Origin of the sequence: Bradyrhizobium sp. IAR9 (assembly GCF_013408065.1) — a bacterium.
In the GTDB taxonomy this organism is placed as follows: domain Bacteria; phylum Pseudomonadota; class Alphaproteobacteria; order Rhizobiales; family Xanthobacteraceae; genus Bradyrhizobium.
Window position 1 is genome coordinate 902,531 of record NZ_JACBZW010000001.1, and the last position, 13,860, is coordinate 916,390.

The window sequence follows — 13,860 nt, forward strand, 5'->3', positions numbered from 1 at the left end:
GCTCGTTGTCATTGCCGACGCCATTTCCCCGTATGAAGCCAGCTTCAGTCAACTCCGGTGGCTTCGAAGCGTGCTGGGAGTTACCGCGGCCCGGGCTACCAAGGCCTGGCTCACCAGGGTCGGCTGCTTCCGGTGGCTTTGCAGAGGCTGACTGCCCCGAATTGCCGTGCTCCACACCATCGGCTTCTGCCGTCTTCGCTGACCCTCGCGAAGCGTCCGAAGCGGGGGGATGATGTTCGTTGTCATTGCCGACGCCATTTCCCCGTATGATGCCAGCTTCAGACAACTCCGCTGCCGCCTTTGCAGACCCTGGCTCCGAAGCGTGCTGTGAACTACCGCCCGCTTCGGTGCTAGAGCCCCCGTTGATCGGCTCATTCTTCGATGTGAGATTTTCAACTGCCGTCACCGTCGCGCTATGAGCAAGCACGATCGGTGATACATGAGCCGACGGGGCGGACCCATCATCGTTCTCATCCGTTGTATTCACCGAATCGCTAGTGAAGGTTCTGAACCTGGTCGCTCCCCCTAAGCCGGTCCGAGCCTGCCCGAATTCGAACCTCAGGCCGTCATCGGCAAGAGTGTTCCAGACTGCAGCGGCTCCGAGTGTGCTCTCGCTCGTCCCGATAATTATGTGGGTACTGTCCGCATCCAGAACAGCTTCGGTTGCGGTCGCCGATGTCAGCGCTTCTTCGAGCTGCTCCAAGGTGATCGCGACAAACGTGCCTTCCGGCTGGCCGGCGAAATCCGCCTCTGCAATGGAGACGATCCCCTGCAGATGGATTTCCAGCAGGCCCCGGTCCCCGACATCAAGAGTCCGATCGGTCGGATTAACGTAGACGATCGTTTCGTTGGTTGCGGGATTGTAGATCCAAGCGAGGGTATGCGGCGGTATAGACTTGCTTGCTGCTGTCATATGGAGCCAGGCAAGCGCTCCGAAAGCGGCAAGATTGATCCTGCTCGATCCAGATGCGAAATCGAAGCCGGAGTGGGAAGAGGTCGAATGGGAATCGATCGGGGAGCGAAAAACAACGTTTTCGCCAACGTTGCCGCCCATCAGTTGATCGCGGCCATCTCCGCCAATACCGGCATCGCGACCAGAGCCCAGTGAGCCAAGAGGTTCCTGCAGGTTGTCATCCGCAGCGCCATGGCTCATTTGGCTCGAAGTGCCTTCTCCAGCGACGCGTTCGTCGCCGGTGGTCACAAGCGCGGCAGGCAGGCGCAAATCGTGCAAAGGGAAAGCCGGAGGCGAGCCGTCTACATCATTGGTATCAGCATCGGTTATTGCGGCCAGTTTTGTGTTCGCATTCTCGCCGGTGACCACCACGAAGCTGTCGATCGGCGCCTTGCCCGGGTCATGCGATTGCACGGCAAGATGGGGGTCGTTCAGTGCGTAGATCAACGCACCGGTCAGAGTGGCGAAGGTGCCATACCCTCCGTGAGTCAACGTCGGCGTTGACGCAAGCCGCGGGAATTGATGTTCCGCAGTCGGGTCACCAACGATCTGTGTGTCGCTGGCTCCCCGCAGTAATGGCGTAGGAAGATTGGGCGTGCTCGATCCAACTGGGCCGTAATCCTTCCATGGTTTGGAGCCTACGGATTGCTCAGCCGGGCGCAGCCCTTCCATTGCCGCCGTCGGGTTCGTGACCAGGCTCGCCTTGGCGAAGAGGTCCCTCTCGGTGGGCGTCTCGCCGGAGTCCCAGAGCACGAGGTGTCGGAGAATAGCTCTTTTCCAGGGCTCATATTCGGCATGCTCTCCAGCGCGACCGGCGCTATCGTCATCCGGATCCACATCGTTCGCTTCCGACGCCTTGAGTTCGTCCGCAATTGCGAACGCCAGAAACGCCAGCGCAGGCAGGCCGAAACCGGACGGGCGCTGCAACAACGCGAGGGTAGCGAGCACAGTTCTGTTGGAAATTTCAAGCTTCTGAAATATGTTGTACAGGTGTACTTTGACTGTCCCTGGGGAAACGTTTAGCTGGCGCGCGATCTCCTTATTCGACATTCCTTCTGAGACTAGCTGTACAATTTGACGTTCCCGGTGCGTCAACAGCTCCAGCATCGTTTCAATTTTGCCGCCGCCGTCAGTTCCCTCGCCGGCTGGAAAGAGATCGGATTGCTCGGGCGACACGCTGCGCTCTGTCATCAGCCGCAGTAATCGCAGCATAGTGGCCGAGGAAGCATGCTTCGAGATTGCGCTGGAGGCGCCAGCAGCAATAGCTGCGGCCAGATCGTGATCTGCTTCGGATTCGGTAAACAACACCAAGCGCGTGGAGAGATCCTCAGCTTTCGCAATCGCGAGGATCTCGGGTACCGTCAGATCTGGCAGGTTGTCAGCAACAAGCGTGACGTCGGGTCTCAAATTCCGAATTGCTTCGAGGCACCTTGTCCCATCGCTGCATGATGCGACAACGTCGAAGTCCTGCTGTGCCCCGAATACCGACTTCAGTCCCTGTAGAACGATCGGTTGTCGATCTACGATCAGAAGCCGGATCCGTCTCTGCTTCACAGACACGTCTAACATTGGAACTCTGCCTCGGCCCGGCCATCTATGTACTTCGGCATATGGCCGGGGCCAAGCGGGATTATTAAAATACAATTAATAGAATAGGGAAAGAGGGTAATAGAGTAGGGAAAGAGGGCCCCAACGGCTTAAAAATGACCCAAAATCGCAAGCTTTTATGGTATTTAGGTGAGAAATATATCATTTGACCCAATGGCCATTGCGATTGACTGGCTTGACGCTTACCGCGCGGGCGACATCGAGGCGATCTTAGAAATGTATGCCGAAGGTGCCGTGGTTCGCTGCGGCTGCGGGGGCGTCAAGACCGTTACCGGCCACGAGGCACTTCGTGCCTATTGGATTGATCGCCTCCGAGAATATCCGGCGGGTACATTGAACGATCTCAATCCCTCGCACGACGGGACCATTATCTCGTACGTCACCAAGAGTGGTGTCATGAGTGCGCTCTTCTCGTTTGACGTTACCGGGAGGATCAAGGAGCTGGACTGCAGTCCCTGCCACTAGACCCGCGGCGCGATCCAAGCCCGCGTTGGGTCACGTGTTGGCCTTGCAGTGCAAAGCCGGCGTTCCCGTACGAACGCGTCGTTGCGAGCCCGTTGCGTGCCACTCCTTAGCGATGGCATGTCGAAGGACGATACGCCTTCAGCGTCTTCAACGCGGATATCGGTGGGCCATATTCCTAAGTCGCGGCATGCGATTGTCGGGCCGCCCGCGCGCGCCATCGATCATGGGAACCATATCTGTGGTGGTCGGTTGGCTTGCTGTTGAGCTGCACTCCGCAGAGCGGCTCAACACATCGGCATGAGTTCTAGTGCCGAGTATCCGTCGGGAGCCAATCCCATGATGGACCATGCGACTAGAATTGGTAATCGTTTGTTAGCAGCGTTGCCGCCAGCGGATTTTGCTTTGCTAGCGCCTCATCTGCGGAAAGTCGTGATCGAACGCAATTCCGTGCTCATCCGATCGGGCGATCGGATCGAACATCTTCTCTTCCCCCTTAGCGGCGCGATCGCCGCGATCACGGAGCTGCCGAACGGGCAGACAGTTGCCACGGCGATAATCGGGCATGAGGGCGCTGTGGGTTTGACGTCAGCATTTGGCGCATCCGCCGCGCCCGCGACCGCGGTCGTCCGCCTATCCGGGGCCGCGCTGCAGATCTCGCCTGCGCAATTCCTGGCAGCCCAGCATCGCAGCCCCGCAATCGCATCCATGGTGCAGGTCTTCACGATGTCGTTGTTGACGCAACTCCAGCACGTGGCGGCCTGCAATGCGCTGCATTCCGTCGAAGCGCGCTTAGCGCGCTGGCTTCTCCACATCCACGATCGTGCGAATGAAGGTGACCTGCTCCCGCTGACGCAAGAAACATTGTCGGAGTTGCTCGGCGTTCGCCGCACCACCGTCACGCATGTCGTGTGCACAATGCGCGCGTCAAGAGCGCTGAAATCCAGTCGGCGCGGCCAGCTCGAGATTGATCGGCCGCGGCTCGAAGCCATGGCATGCGAGTGCTACAAGGTCATGAGCCGCAGAATCGATCGGATAGTCTCGCACGGCGCGGTCGGGCTCATCCCTGGGGCTCCAGCGCGGCACCCCCGCTCACCCGGTAGCCGAATAGCCGGGACAGGCTCGTAGGCCGGTTTGCTTTCCCGAGCCATCCGCACGCACCGCTTCGGTCATCCATTTGCTTTGGGACGCTCGCTACAACACCGCGATTTATTGAAACCAAGCAGCACGGGCATGAGCTTCGCCTGTGCGAAGCTGGAACGACTGCCCGCGGTCCGAGCTCGACATGGGGGACTGTCCGCCTTGCGCAGCTTGCGCTGACGATTCTCTTCTCGACCTACCCGGTCTCTGAGCTTCTCGAGTTCTGCGAGCTGGGCGACAAGCGCTTCGAGACGCTCTCGAAGAAGGGCCGCAGGATTCTGCGCTCGAATGCGGGTATTCATGACACGCCTCCTGACCGAGTCTCCCGGGAGGCCGCTCGGCTGGCCAGATATGCTTTCGGCCTCGCGTTTGACCTGTCGGAGCACAAGGCCCCGGCCCGGCTTGGCCGCACGGCAGCCCGTCGAGCTCATTCATGGGATGAGAAGGTCTTACCGGCTGGATTGGGTTGCGCTGGAAATTTGAGTACTAGCTGCGGGGCAATCGGCCTTGCGCTTTTCCTCGTCTTCTTCTGCGCAATCGACCCCACCATCTGCACTTGGAATTCCAGAGCCGCCGCCGGTTGCGAAGGGCCCTTTTGCATTGCCTCCGCCAGCACCGGCCCCGCCGCTACCGCCGGATCCGCCGCCGGATGCCCCTCCGGCACGAGAAGATCCAGCAGAGCTACCACCAGGTGCTCCCCCACCCCCTGATGATCCGCCGCTGGAGCCCCCCGGGGCGGCCGCGGACGACCGATCATTGTCGAAGAACGACTGGCCGCTGTCGCTTTGCCTCGGCCCGTGCAGGCCGCCCGAACGGGCAATGGCTTTTGAGGTCAGGGAGGTGGACAGAAGCAGCGTCATGGCAGGGGGCGTCACGGCTGCAAATCTTCCGCAGGTCTTCAAAAACTCCCGCCGGTCGTCATCCTCGTTGCCGTCCCGGGTCACGATGCGCCTCCTCGATTTAAAACGGTATTTAGATTATTATTATATATTAAATAGATTTTCAACCAAGAATTTTCTTTACCTAGCGAGAGGTTGCTGAACGTGCGCATGCTCGGGACCGAAACTCGGCAATTTGCCGCGCTTCCCCCGATTTTCCGAGCACACTTGCCCGACGCACCGATTTGAGTTGCTTCCCGACATTTAATTTAGTTAAATTAATTAACCACCGGGCGGGGGCCCGGTTACAATGGATCACTGCGATGCCACTGCAATTCTATCGGTGCGTCCGGGACATGGAGATCTGGAGCGCGAGCAGCCACGGCTTCTCGTTCGTGATCAGTTTCGAAAGCCCGGGAGGTCCGGGCTTTCACGGACGCTTCGGCTACCTGGCGAGTTGGCGTCCGCTCCACATCAACCAAGCCGCAATCAAGATTGGCGGCTCGCCCTTTCGAACGTTGTCCGAGGCCGAAGGGGCCTGCCTCAACATGATTGAGCATCTGGCACCGCGATAGGCCGCCCCTCGCGCAAACTCCCGAACGCGCGCCAGACGTACCCGTCAATTCGCGCTGGCGGGATCCTGACGCAACAGATTAGGGGAATCCGGCTCATCTGGCGCTGCATGCAGCTCCCTTCGCGAGATCGCCAATGCTGCGAGAACCGTACGATTGCTGATTTCCAGCTTCTGGAAGATATGATGAAGGTGGACCTTGATCGTACCGTCGGCAAGATTCAACCGACGCCCAATCTCCTTGTTCGATAGCCCCTCCGATACGAGCCGCATGATCTGCCGCTCCCGGTCCGTTAGTTGCGTCAGGGGCTTCACACCGGCGAGGTCGTCCTCGCTGATGTGCCCAGTGCTCGGCGAGGCCGCAGCTTGGCCCTGGGCAGCTTTCCGCAGGGTTGCGACCAGCATCTCCACGTCCGAATCCTTCGAGAGGACGATGCAGGCGCCGTCCAAGGTCAGCCTTTTTAACTCACTGTCGCCCGTGATACCGGTGAAGAAGATTACCGGAGCGCGTGCGCCGACGGCGTTTGGACGAGCGAGGATCTGCTGTCGGCTGAAGTCGGGCAGTGCAGCATCGACAAGCGCCACGTCCGGTGCAAGAAATCGAATTGCCTCGATACAGCTTGCGCCATCGCCGCAGGAAGCAACGACCGCAAAATCACGCTGCGCCGCAAGAACGCTCCTAATTCCTTGCAAGACGATCGGGTGTCGATCAGCGATAACAATTCTGATGCGGCGCATGCTTCCCTTGCCTGTTGCTAACAACCCCCCTTGCGGCCGTTTAGTCCCACTCTCCTTTTGAGACGCGCGGGTTATAGCCAGCCAGCTCCGTCAATAATGTCGCAGGTCTTAGATCGGAGACAGCACCTGACGGCAACGCTCGATGGCCACACTATCGTAACTCGCCCAGAGAATGCGTGCAGCACCGTAAGAATGCGGTGCTCGATCCAAAATTCGAAACCGCGAATTCTACGAGGATAATGACATTCCGACTACAATTTCTGATGGTTTCAATCTGAAAATAATCGCCAGGAATGTCCATCGGCGTACTAAGGGGGCGAGTCGCTATTATGGTCAACATCCAACTAACTTAGTTAGAGCCGAATATTACGAACGATATATAGGGACATTCACGATTCAAATCTAACATTCGACGAAGTTTCATTGAAGCGAGGCCGTTCGTGAACGCCCTCGCTCCGGGAAGGGAGGCGAGAAAAGTATTACTATTCATCAAAGCAATGGCTGGTAACAGAACAAGGCCGCGGTTGATCGTGGCACATGTAGTACCGCTGGAAGTCCAGTACTGCGTTTGAAGCCAAATTTCGATAATTCAGCAAATTCAATGATTAGCACGGGCGTCGTTAGCAATGAGTAGGTGTTCACATGTATTCTTCGGCAGTTTTGCGTCAAACACATAAGGCCCTCGTCGTTCAATTCACCGAATTGCAGAACTTACGTAGTCGCGTATTGAAAGCAGAGGAGCGATTGCTCGCGCCCAAACGACGAGCCCACGGACGGAGGGCGTTTAGGAAGCGACCGCCCGGTCGGAGATACAGTCTCAACCGCTAGCACTAGGTACTGCGCTGCACACGAGCGCCGCCACGCGCCCGGATCGCGCTTGCCCAACCCTGCTATGTCCTGATAATGCCCGCTCTTGATTCGGTTCGGAAGTAGCTGGGGACGGCTTCCATGGAGAAGAGTGACTGGGCCAACTCGACCACGGCCGAGCTGTGGCGGCTTTACGATGAGGTCACGACCGTTCTCAGTCGGAGGATGACCGCGGAAAAGGCCAAGCTTGAAGAGCGGCTGCGCAAAATTGAGGGGACCGCCGTTTCGTCCCCGAACGGGGAACGTCCGCGCCGCCCCTACCCCCCGGTGTTGCCGAAATACCAGAACCCGAAGGACCCGGCCGAGACCTGGTCCGGTCGCGGCAAACAGCCCCGCTGGCTGAAAGCGCAGCTTCGAGCCGGTAAGAAGCTAAATGATCTCCTAATCGACCGCTCGTCGGCCCAAAGGCGCCGCCGGACCGGCTGAGCCTCCGATTCTCGGACGTGCGCTCGGGACGGTGAGGCTTCCTTTGCCTTTAGCGGTTGCCATCCGGTTTCCCATTGGGACTGCCATCGCCACCGTTGTTGCCGTAGCCATTGTTGCCCTGCACAATTCGACCGCCGGAACTGGCGATGGCGGTGGAGGTCAGCGAGGTGGACAGCAACAGCGTCATAGTCGGAGGTGTGACGGCTGCAAATTTTCCACAGCTCTTCAAGAACTCGCGACGATCTTCACTGGCGGGGTCGAGGTGGGTCATCAGCGTTATCCTGCAATCGTCGGTCAGCAAAAATAGACCGAAATTGGATCTACGGCAAATTAAATTTGTTAATTCAACAATTTCAAATTACCGAGTTCTCTACCACGTTGTACCATGGCTAAGGTGCTGATTGAGGCGCTGCGGTCGCGTCCTTGAGGGCACCGCTGCACATTATTGACATTAATAAATAGATTTATTATTATAATAAATATATTATTTAACTTGCAATCAACTTCACTCGTAAAGTCCGTTCGGCGCGCAAGGGCTCAGCCAAACTCGACCATATATTTACGCGCGTTGTTCCCAAGGTGGCAAAGCGAAAGGCAGTTCATGACAGCAACCGAGGCCGGAGCAGCGTTCAGGCAATTGCGATCCGGCTTCGATACGGCCTTGCGACCAGGATTCTCATTGCCGCGTCTCGGTGGCCTGATGAGCCGAGCCCTTGCGGGAACACTCCTGGACCTCTCTGAACTAACAGTTCTCACTGAGGCCGCGACCGGGGCCTACGCCGTGACAGCCGTCCTTGCGGCCATGGCCGGAGCCAGGCACGTCTATGCCTTCACGAAAGCTACACGGCACGGCACAGCAGCCGATGCCAGGCAACAGACGCTAGAGCTTGCAGATTCGGTCGGCGTGGCCGATCGCATCGACGTCTTGGAGCAGATCACCCCGGATATCCTCCAGCAAACCGATATTGTAACGAACAGCGGCCATCTTCGGCCCCTCACCGCTGCGCTCATTGATAAATTACCGAGGGACGCCGTCATCGCCTTGATGTTTGAGACCTGGGAATTTCGCCCCGAGGACCTCGACATGGAAGCATGCTTGCGGCGCGGAATTCCCATCGTCGGCGTGAACGAACGCCACCCGTCAGTCGATGTCTTCTCGTTTCTCGGTCCGCTGTGCGTGAAGCAACTCCACGATTGCGGTTTATCCGTTTACAAGAATCGCATTGCTGTGCTGTGCGACAATGATTTTGTTGGCTCGCTCCGCGCTGGTCTGGCGAACTCTGGAGCGAGCGTGGACACCTTCGACGACGCCCAGGCCATGTATCGCGACGAGTGGGATGCAGTCATCGTCGCGCTGCGACCAGCGGCTGAGCCCCGCATCGGTTCGCCGGAAGCGACGCACCTCGCTGCTTGCGTGCCCGCTGGTGCCATTGTCGTGCAGTTTTGGGGCGATATGGATCGGACCGTATTGTCAGCAAATGGATTGGGCGTTTGGCCAACAGCGCCTCCGGCATCGGGGCACATGGGCATCCTCCTGTCGGAGATTGGCCCTGAACCGATCGTGAGACTGCAGGCAGGCGGCCTCCGCGCTGCTGAGTGGGTGCGGCGCAGTAGACCAGTTTCATCTGACGGAGTCGCGCAAATCGTCGCTCAGCCCCGATCGAGCTTTCGCCAATTCACGCCCGATCCCCGCCTCGATGAGCTCGATGAGCGTGAGCGTCGCGGAGGCGAGAAACACGATGCGACGCATGTCGAACGCGACGGCGGGCGCGGGTGACGATACGGGAAGATACTGCCGCTCCCTGAAGTGAGCGATCGCGTCGTCGAAGCGGGCCACTTCGTAAGCAAGATGATAGAATTTGCTGCCGCGCTTCAGAACGCCCATCACGGGCGATTGTGGGCTGGCCGGCTCGATGAGTTCCAGGCGCGGACCGCCGCCCGACACGAACTGAATCCGAACCTGCTGGATCGGATCCTCGAAGATTGGTCCTTCAGGACGGTAGCCAGTCGTCGCGAGCTCCGGCAACTCCGTTGCGATATTCCGGCACGCCATTCCTAAATGATGAAAATGCAACTCCATCTGCCAGTCCTCTTTCCCCTGCCGGCGCGCCAAGACGCAAGTGTCCATGGTCCACGCGCTGTCCGCGAGGTGCCCTCGGGGACGGACAACACCCAGTTCGGGCGTGAAATCCGTCGCCTCCGGAAGCGCGATGCACCGCTGCCGCTCTCCGGCCAGCCGCGCGGAAGCTAACTTTCCCTGGCATCGAGGAGCAGCGCCGACCAGGCTTGCTTTAACCGCGGATAATCCTCACGCGACATCCGAAATGTAATCACGTCGTCGCCGTTCCACCAAGCGTTCGGCGCGATCTCGTCGATCTGGAATCCAAGGCGAACATGGAAGTTCTTCGCCGGCCCGTTCCGGCTTTGCACGTTGGCGACGACGGCCGAAAGCCCCAGCTGCACGAACGCAAACGCGAGCAGCAGATCGAAGATCTCGGCCAGAAAGAGCCGCGCGCCCGGATCGACGATCAACCGCGCCACCTCGCCGCGCTTCGTTGCGAAATCCAGGTTCGCAATCGCGATGCTGCCGGCCGGTTTTCGCGAACGCTTGAACTCGGCAATGAAATAATAGTCGTCCGCCCTGCTCTGGTAGCTTCGGAAAAACTCTTCCTGCCGGGCTAAAGTCAGCTTTTCTCGCCCCATGAACTTGCCGAGCACGGGGTCATTCCGCCAGGCGATGATTTGCGCCGAATCGTCCAGCCTGACCTCCCGGAGGACCAAGTTGTTCCCTTCGGGAAGCCGCTTGAGATTCTCAGCCTTGGTGAAAAGCGTGTCCGAGCTCGATGGTCCCAGTTCCGCATGCGCCGTCATTTATCTACGCCATCCCAATTTAACAAATTTAAATATATTTAATTGACCCAACCTCTATCATGATTTAATTTAGCGGACAATCAAATGATGCCGCCTTCGCTGGGGAGACTCGCTATTCTCGCTGTTGCACCCGTCTTGCCGGACCGGCCTGTGAATGACGCCGAACTCAAGTCCCTGGCGCTGTCCGGCGATGCCGCGTTCTGGGGACATCTCGCCGTCCGCTCGCGGCACGCGATGAGCTTTTCCGAACTGTTTTTTCTGTCGACGCTTCGAAAAAAGGCCAAGCTGCACGCGGCCGAGAGTGTCCAGCCAAGACTCCGCCTTGCCTTGATCGGCGGCTACAACCTTTATCCGTTGCACGAACTGGTCGAACATCTCCTGTCCGTTCGCGGCGTCGCGTGCGAACGCTTTCTCGGCGAGTACGATAATTTCGTCTCGGAGGTCCTCGACGACTCGAGCCCGCTGTACGCCTTCAAGCCGGATATCGCCTTCATTCTGCCGAACGGAAGCCGCTGCCGGTTTTCCGGCTCGCTGCTCGATGCCATGGAAAGCCAGCGCGAAGCTGCAGTTGGCGCCGCGGAGCACCTCCTCAGCCTGGCGCGGACCTTCATCGCACGTTCGGGGGCGGCGGTAATTCTCGCCAATCTTGCGCTGCCTGCCGAGCTCGGGCTCGGCTCGTTCCGTTCACGCACGCTTGGCGCCGATTGGAGTTTCCGCAAAGCGGTGAACCTTGAGCTCGGGCTCCGGGCGCCAGCCGAGGTGCAAATCTGCGACGTCGAGTTCCTCTCGGCACGCCGAGGGATCACGGCCGCGGAGGATGCGCGAGCGTGGTATGAATCGAAGCAGCTCGGCTCACCTGATTTTCTGGTGGATGTCGCGCAAGAGCTCAGCCATCTGATCGCCTCCCGTAAGCAAGGCCCCAAGAAGGTGCTGGTGCTCGATCTCGATCACACGCTCTGGGGCGGTGTGATCGCGGAGGACGGCATCGAGGGAATCGAGCTCGGCGACTCCTCGCCCCGCGGCGAAGCCTTCAAGGCCTTCCAGAAATACCTTCTTGCGCTTTCCGAGCGCGGCGTGCTGCTCGCGGTCTGCAGCAAGAACGACCATGCGCGCGCGGTCGAGGTCTTCGAGAAGCATCCCGAGATGGTTCTCCGCCTGGAGCATTTCGCGGCCTTCAAAGCCAATTGGGACCCGAAGTCCGACAATTTGCAGCGGATCGCGGATGAACTGCACCTCGGCCTGGACAGCTTCGTCTTCGCCGACGACAACCCGGCGGAAATCGAGATCGTGCGCCAGTTTCAGCCCCTGGTCGAAGGCGTGCTCCTCGGGCCGGACCCCGCCGAGTTCATCGGCCGCCTCCAGGCCGGACGCCATTTCGAGCCGCGGACCGTCACGGAGGAGGATCTCGGGCGGACGGCGCAGTACAGGCAGGAACGGCGACGTACGGAGCTGGCGGCGAGCGTGACCGACATGCCAGCCTACCTCGCCTCGCTCGAGATGCGGGCTACGATCAAGGAGTTCGACGCGCTCGACCTGCCCCGCATTGCCCAGCTGATCGCGCGCAGCAACCAATTCAACCTGACGACGGTCCGTCGCTCCGAAACCGAGATCCAGGGGCTCCTGAGCAGACCGGACTACCGGTGCTTCACGATGCGGCTCGAGGACCGGTTCGGTGATTCCGGGCTCATCTCCGTGGTCATTGCAAAGGTCGAGGACGGCGTCTTCGTGATCGACACCTGGCTCATGAGCTGCCGCGTGCTCAAGCGCCAAGTTGAGGACGAGATCATGATTGAGATTTTTCGGATTGCAGAGGTCGCCGGCTGCGCAAAAGTGCGCGGCATCTATCTTCCGACAGCCAAGAACGGGATGGTCGCCGGAATCTACGAGGCGTTTGGATTCGTGCGTACGGAAGACTCCGCCGCCCGAAAAGAGTTCGAGCTCGAGGTGGGGAAGTATCAGATTCGGTCGACAAAGATACGCGTAACCCGGAGGGCTTATGAAGCAGGCTGAAGTACTGGCGAAGTTGCAGGAGGTATTCGACGGCATCTTCCTCGATAAGGTCGCAGCCAAGCCCGAGCTCTCGGCGGCGGACGTCGAGGAGTGGGACTCGCTCATGCAGATCTCGCTCGTCATCGCCGTCGAGCAGAAGTTTCGCGTACGATTCCGCGTGGGCGAGGTCGAGGCGGCGCGGACCCTGGGTGAGTTCGCCGATCTGATCGCGAAACGGATGGAGCCATAAGAGCTGGACGGCGAAGGTAGAACGCGGGAATACGCGGCGCGCCACCCGCTTTTGGTGTCTTGCGCCCCGAACTGCCGGCGTAGGCGGTGCCGCTTCCCGAAACCTCCAGCGCGAAGCCCCACCAGGCAGTTGTTCATGCGCTGAGGCCAGCAGCGAACACACCCTTCAAGAGAAATTGAGATCCGTGCACACGCTGGTTGCTTCACAGGCGGAATAAAAGATGAGACAAATAAATATATAATTTATTTAACTTTGCCTTCCGTTAAATCACCAAGTGCAGGAATCGACTTACGCGGGAGAACAAAATGGCCAGTTTGTTCACCACCCAGACGCCGTCCATCACCAACGCCACCGACGGGACACGCGCGGATTATGAGCTGGGGATGCGCTTCACCGCCAGCACGCCCGGCACGATCCAGGCGATCCGGTACTACAAGGCCTCGAACGAGACCGGCAGCCATGTCGGCCACATCTGGTCGGCAACGGGCCAGGAGCTGGCGACTGTCACGTTCACCAACGAAGGCGCGTCGGGCTGGCAGCAGGCGACCCTCGCCACGCCGCTCACCATCGCGGCCGGCACGACCTACGTGGTCTCGGTCAATATCAACAGCTACTACGTCTCCACCACGCAGGGCTTCGCGTCCGGCATCAGCAATGGCGGCCTGAACGCGCCGGTCGGCGCCGGCGTCTTCGACTATACCGAGGGCGTCTTTCCGACCAACGTCTATCAGAATGCAAACTACTTCCGCGACGTCGTGTTCGCTGCGAGCGTGACCAACCCCAACAACCACCCCGGCACGGTGAGCGTCAGCGGGACGCCGACGCAGAACCAGACCTTGACCGCGACGGTGAGCGATGCCGATGGCGTGCCGGGCAACATCACCTATCAATGGCAGCGAAGCACGAACGGCAACTCGTGGACCAACATCACGGGCGCGACGGCGAGCGCACTGACTCTCGGGCAGTCCCTGGTCGGCAGCTTCATACGTGTCAACGCCGTCTACACGGACTCCCTGGGCAGCAGCGAGACCCCGGTGAGCGCCGCGACCGCCACGAAAGTGGCCAATGTCAACGACGCCGGCGTCGTCACGATCAGCGGCACGGCGAC

13 protein-coding genes and 2 pseudogenes are annotated in these 13,860 nt (G+C 59.4%); 8 read left to right on the forward strand and 7 right to left on the reverse strand.

Annotation, left to right across the window (positions count from 1 at the left end):
- A partial coding sequence (locus GGD67_RS04340) for a LuxR C-terminal-related transcriptional regulator (RefSeq protein WP_246790731.1) occupies positions 1-2,521 on the reverse strand: 2,521 nt, incomplete at its 3' end.
- A 192-nt stretch (positions 2,522-2,713) separates the two neighbouring features.
- Here GGD67_RS04340 and GGD67_RS04345 point away from each other — a divergent pair.
- Positions 2,714-3,025: a nuclear transport factor 2 family protein gene (locus GGD67_RS04345; protein ID WP_177237550.1), complete on the forward strand. Its 312-nt coding sequence runs from the start codon at positions 2,714-2,716 to the stop codon at positions 3,023-3,025.
- Positions 3,026-3,361: 336 nt separating this feature from the next.
- Entirely contained in the window at positions 3,362-4,150 is a 789-nt protein-coding gene (locus GGD67_RS04350) for a Crp/Fnr family transcriptional regulator (protein WP_179731069.1), read from the forward strand.
- Positions 4,151-4,589: 439 nt separating this feature from the next.
- Here the strand turns inward: GGD67_RS04350 and GGD67_RS04355 are convergent, their stop codons facing one another.
- Together GGD67_RS04355 and GGD67_RS39150 are read right to left on the reverse strand one after the other, a co-directional pair.
- Positions 4,590-4,850 (reverse strand): hypothetical protein, encoded by a 261-nt coding sequence (locus GGD67_RS04355; protein ID WP_157644354.1) that lies wholly within the window; start codon positions 4,848-4,850, stop codon positions 4,590-4,592.
- A pseudogene (locus tag GGD67_RS39150) lies at positions 4,768-5,109 on the reverse strand (hypothetical protein); the annotation flags it as partial. The gene GGD67_RS04355 and the pseudogene GGD67_RS39150, both read right to left, overlap by 83 nt.
- 287 nt (positions 5,110-5,396) lie before the next feature.
- Between GGD67_RS39150 and GGD67_RS04360 the strand changes: the two are divergent.
- On the forward strand, positions 5,397-5,615 hold the full coding sequence (locus GGD67_RS04360) for a hypothetical protein (RefSeq protein ID WP_312013653.1): 219 nt from the start codon (positions 5,397-5,399) through the stop codon (positions 5,613-5,615).
- A gap of 44 nt (positions 5,616-5,659) precedes the next feature.
- On the opposite strand, the gene GGD67_RS04365 is transcribed toward GGD67_RS04360, so the two are convergent.
- Positions 5,660-6,349, reverse strand: coding sequence for a response regulator transcription factor (locus GGD67_RS04365; RefSeq protein WP_049814957.1), 690 nt, complete (start codon positions 6,347-6,349; stop codon positions 5,660-5,662).
- 948 nt (positions 6,350-7,297) lie between these two features.
- Here GGD67_RS04365 and GGD67_RS04370 point away from each other — a divergent pair.
- Positions 7,298-7,642 carry an H-NS family nucleoid-associated regulatory protein gene (locus GGD67_RS04370; RefSeq protein ID WP_179731073.1) on the forward strand — a complete coding sequence of 115 codons (345 nt, stop codon included), beginning with the start codon at positions 7,298-7,300 and terminating at the stop codon, positions 7,640-7,642.
- 49 nt (positions 7,643-7,691) lie between these two features.
- Here the strand turns inward: GGD67_RS04370 and GGD67_RS04375 are convergent, their stop codons facing one another.
- Positions 7,692-7,913: a hypothetical protein gene (locus tag GGD67_RS04375; RefSeq protein WP_026202269.1), complete on the reverse strand. Its 222-nt coding sequence runs from the start codon at positions 7,911-7,913 to the stop codon at positions 7,692-7,694.
- Between the two features lie 330 nt (positions 7,914-8,243).
- Between GGD67_RS04375 and GGD67_RS04380 the strand changes: the two genes are divergently transcribed.
- Positions 8,244-9,419: a hypothetical protein gene (locus GGD67_RS04380; RefSeq protein WP_246784219.1), complete on the forward strand. Its 1,176-nt coding sequence runs from the start codon at positions 8,244-8,246 to the stop codon at positions 9,417-9,419.
- A gap of 15 nt (positions 9,420-9,434) precedes the next feature.
- On the opposite strand, the pseudogene GGD67_RS40045 reads toward GGD67_RS04380, so the two are convergent.
- Together GGD67_RS40045 and GGD67_RS04390 are read right to left on the reverse strand one after the other, a co-directional pair.
- Positions 9,435-9,770, reverse strand: a pseudogene (locus GGD67_RS40045) (VOC family protein); the annotation flags it as partial.
- A 119-nt stretch (positions 9,771-9,889) separates the two neighbouring features.
- The gene (locus tag GGD67_RS04390; RefSeq protein ID WP_246783304.1) at positions 9,890-10,513 is read right to left on the reverse strand and encodes a GNAT family N-acetyltransferase; all 624 of its coding nucleotides are present in this window, start codon (positions 10,511-10,513) and stop codon (positions 9,890-9,892) included.
- 150 nt (positions 10,514-10,663) lie between these two features.
- On the opposite strand from GGD67_RS04390, the gene GGD67_RS04395 reads away from it, so the two are divergent.
- The 3 genes from GGD67_RS04395 to GGD67_RS04405 all read left to right on the forward strand — a co-directional run.
- Positions 10,664-12,523: an HAD-IIIC family phosphatase gene (locus GGD67_RS04395; RefSeq protein ID WP_312009888.1), complete on the forward strand. Its 1,860-nt coding sequence runs from the start codon at positions 10,664-10,666 to the stop codon at positions 12,521-12,523.
- Positions 12,510-12,752 (forward strand): acyl carrier protein, encoded by a 243-nt coding sequence (locus tag GGD67_RS04400; protein ID WP_038946211.1) that lies wholly within the window; start codon positions 12,510-12,512, stop codon positions 12,750-12,752. The genes GGD67_RS04395 and GGD67_RS04400 overlap by 14 nt, the downstream gene beginning before the upstream one ends.
- A gap of 305 nt (positions 12,753-13,057) precedes the next feature.
- On the forward strand, positions 13,058-13,860 hold an 803-nt coding region (locus GGD67_RS04405), incomplete at its 3' end, for a DUF4082 domain-containing protein (protein WP_179731077.1).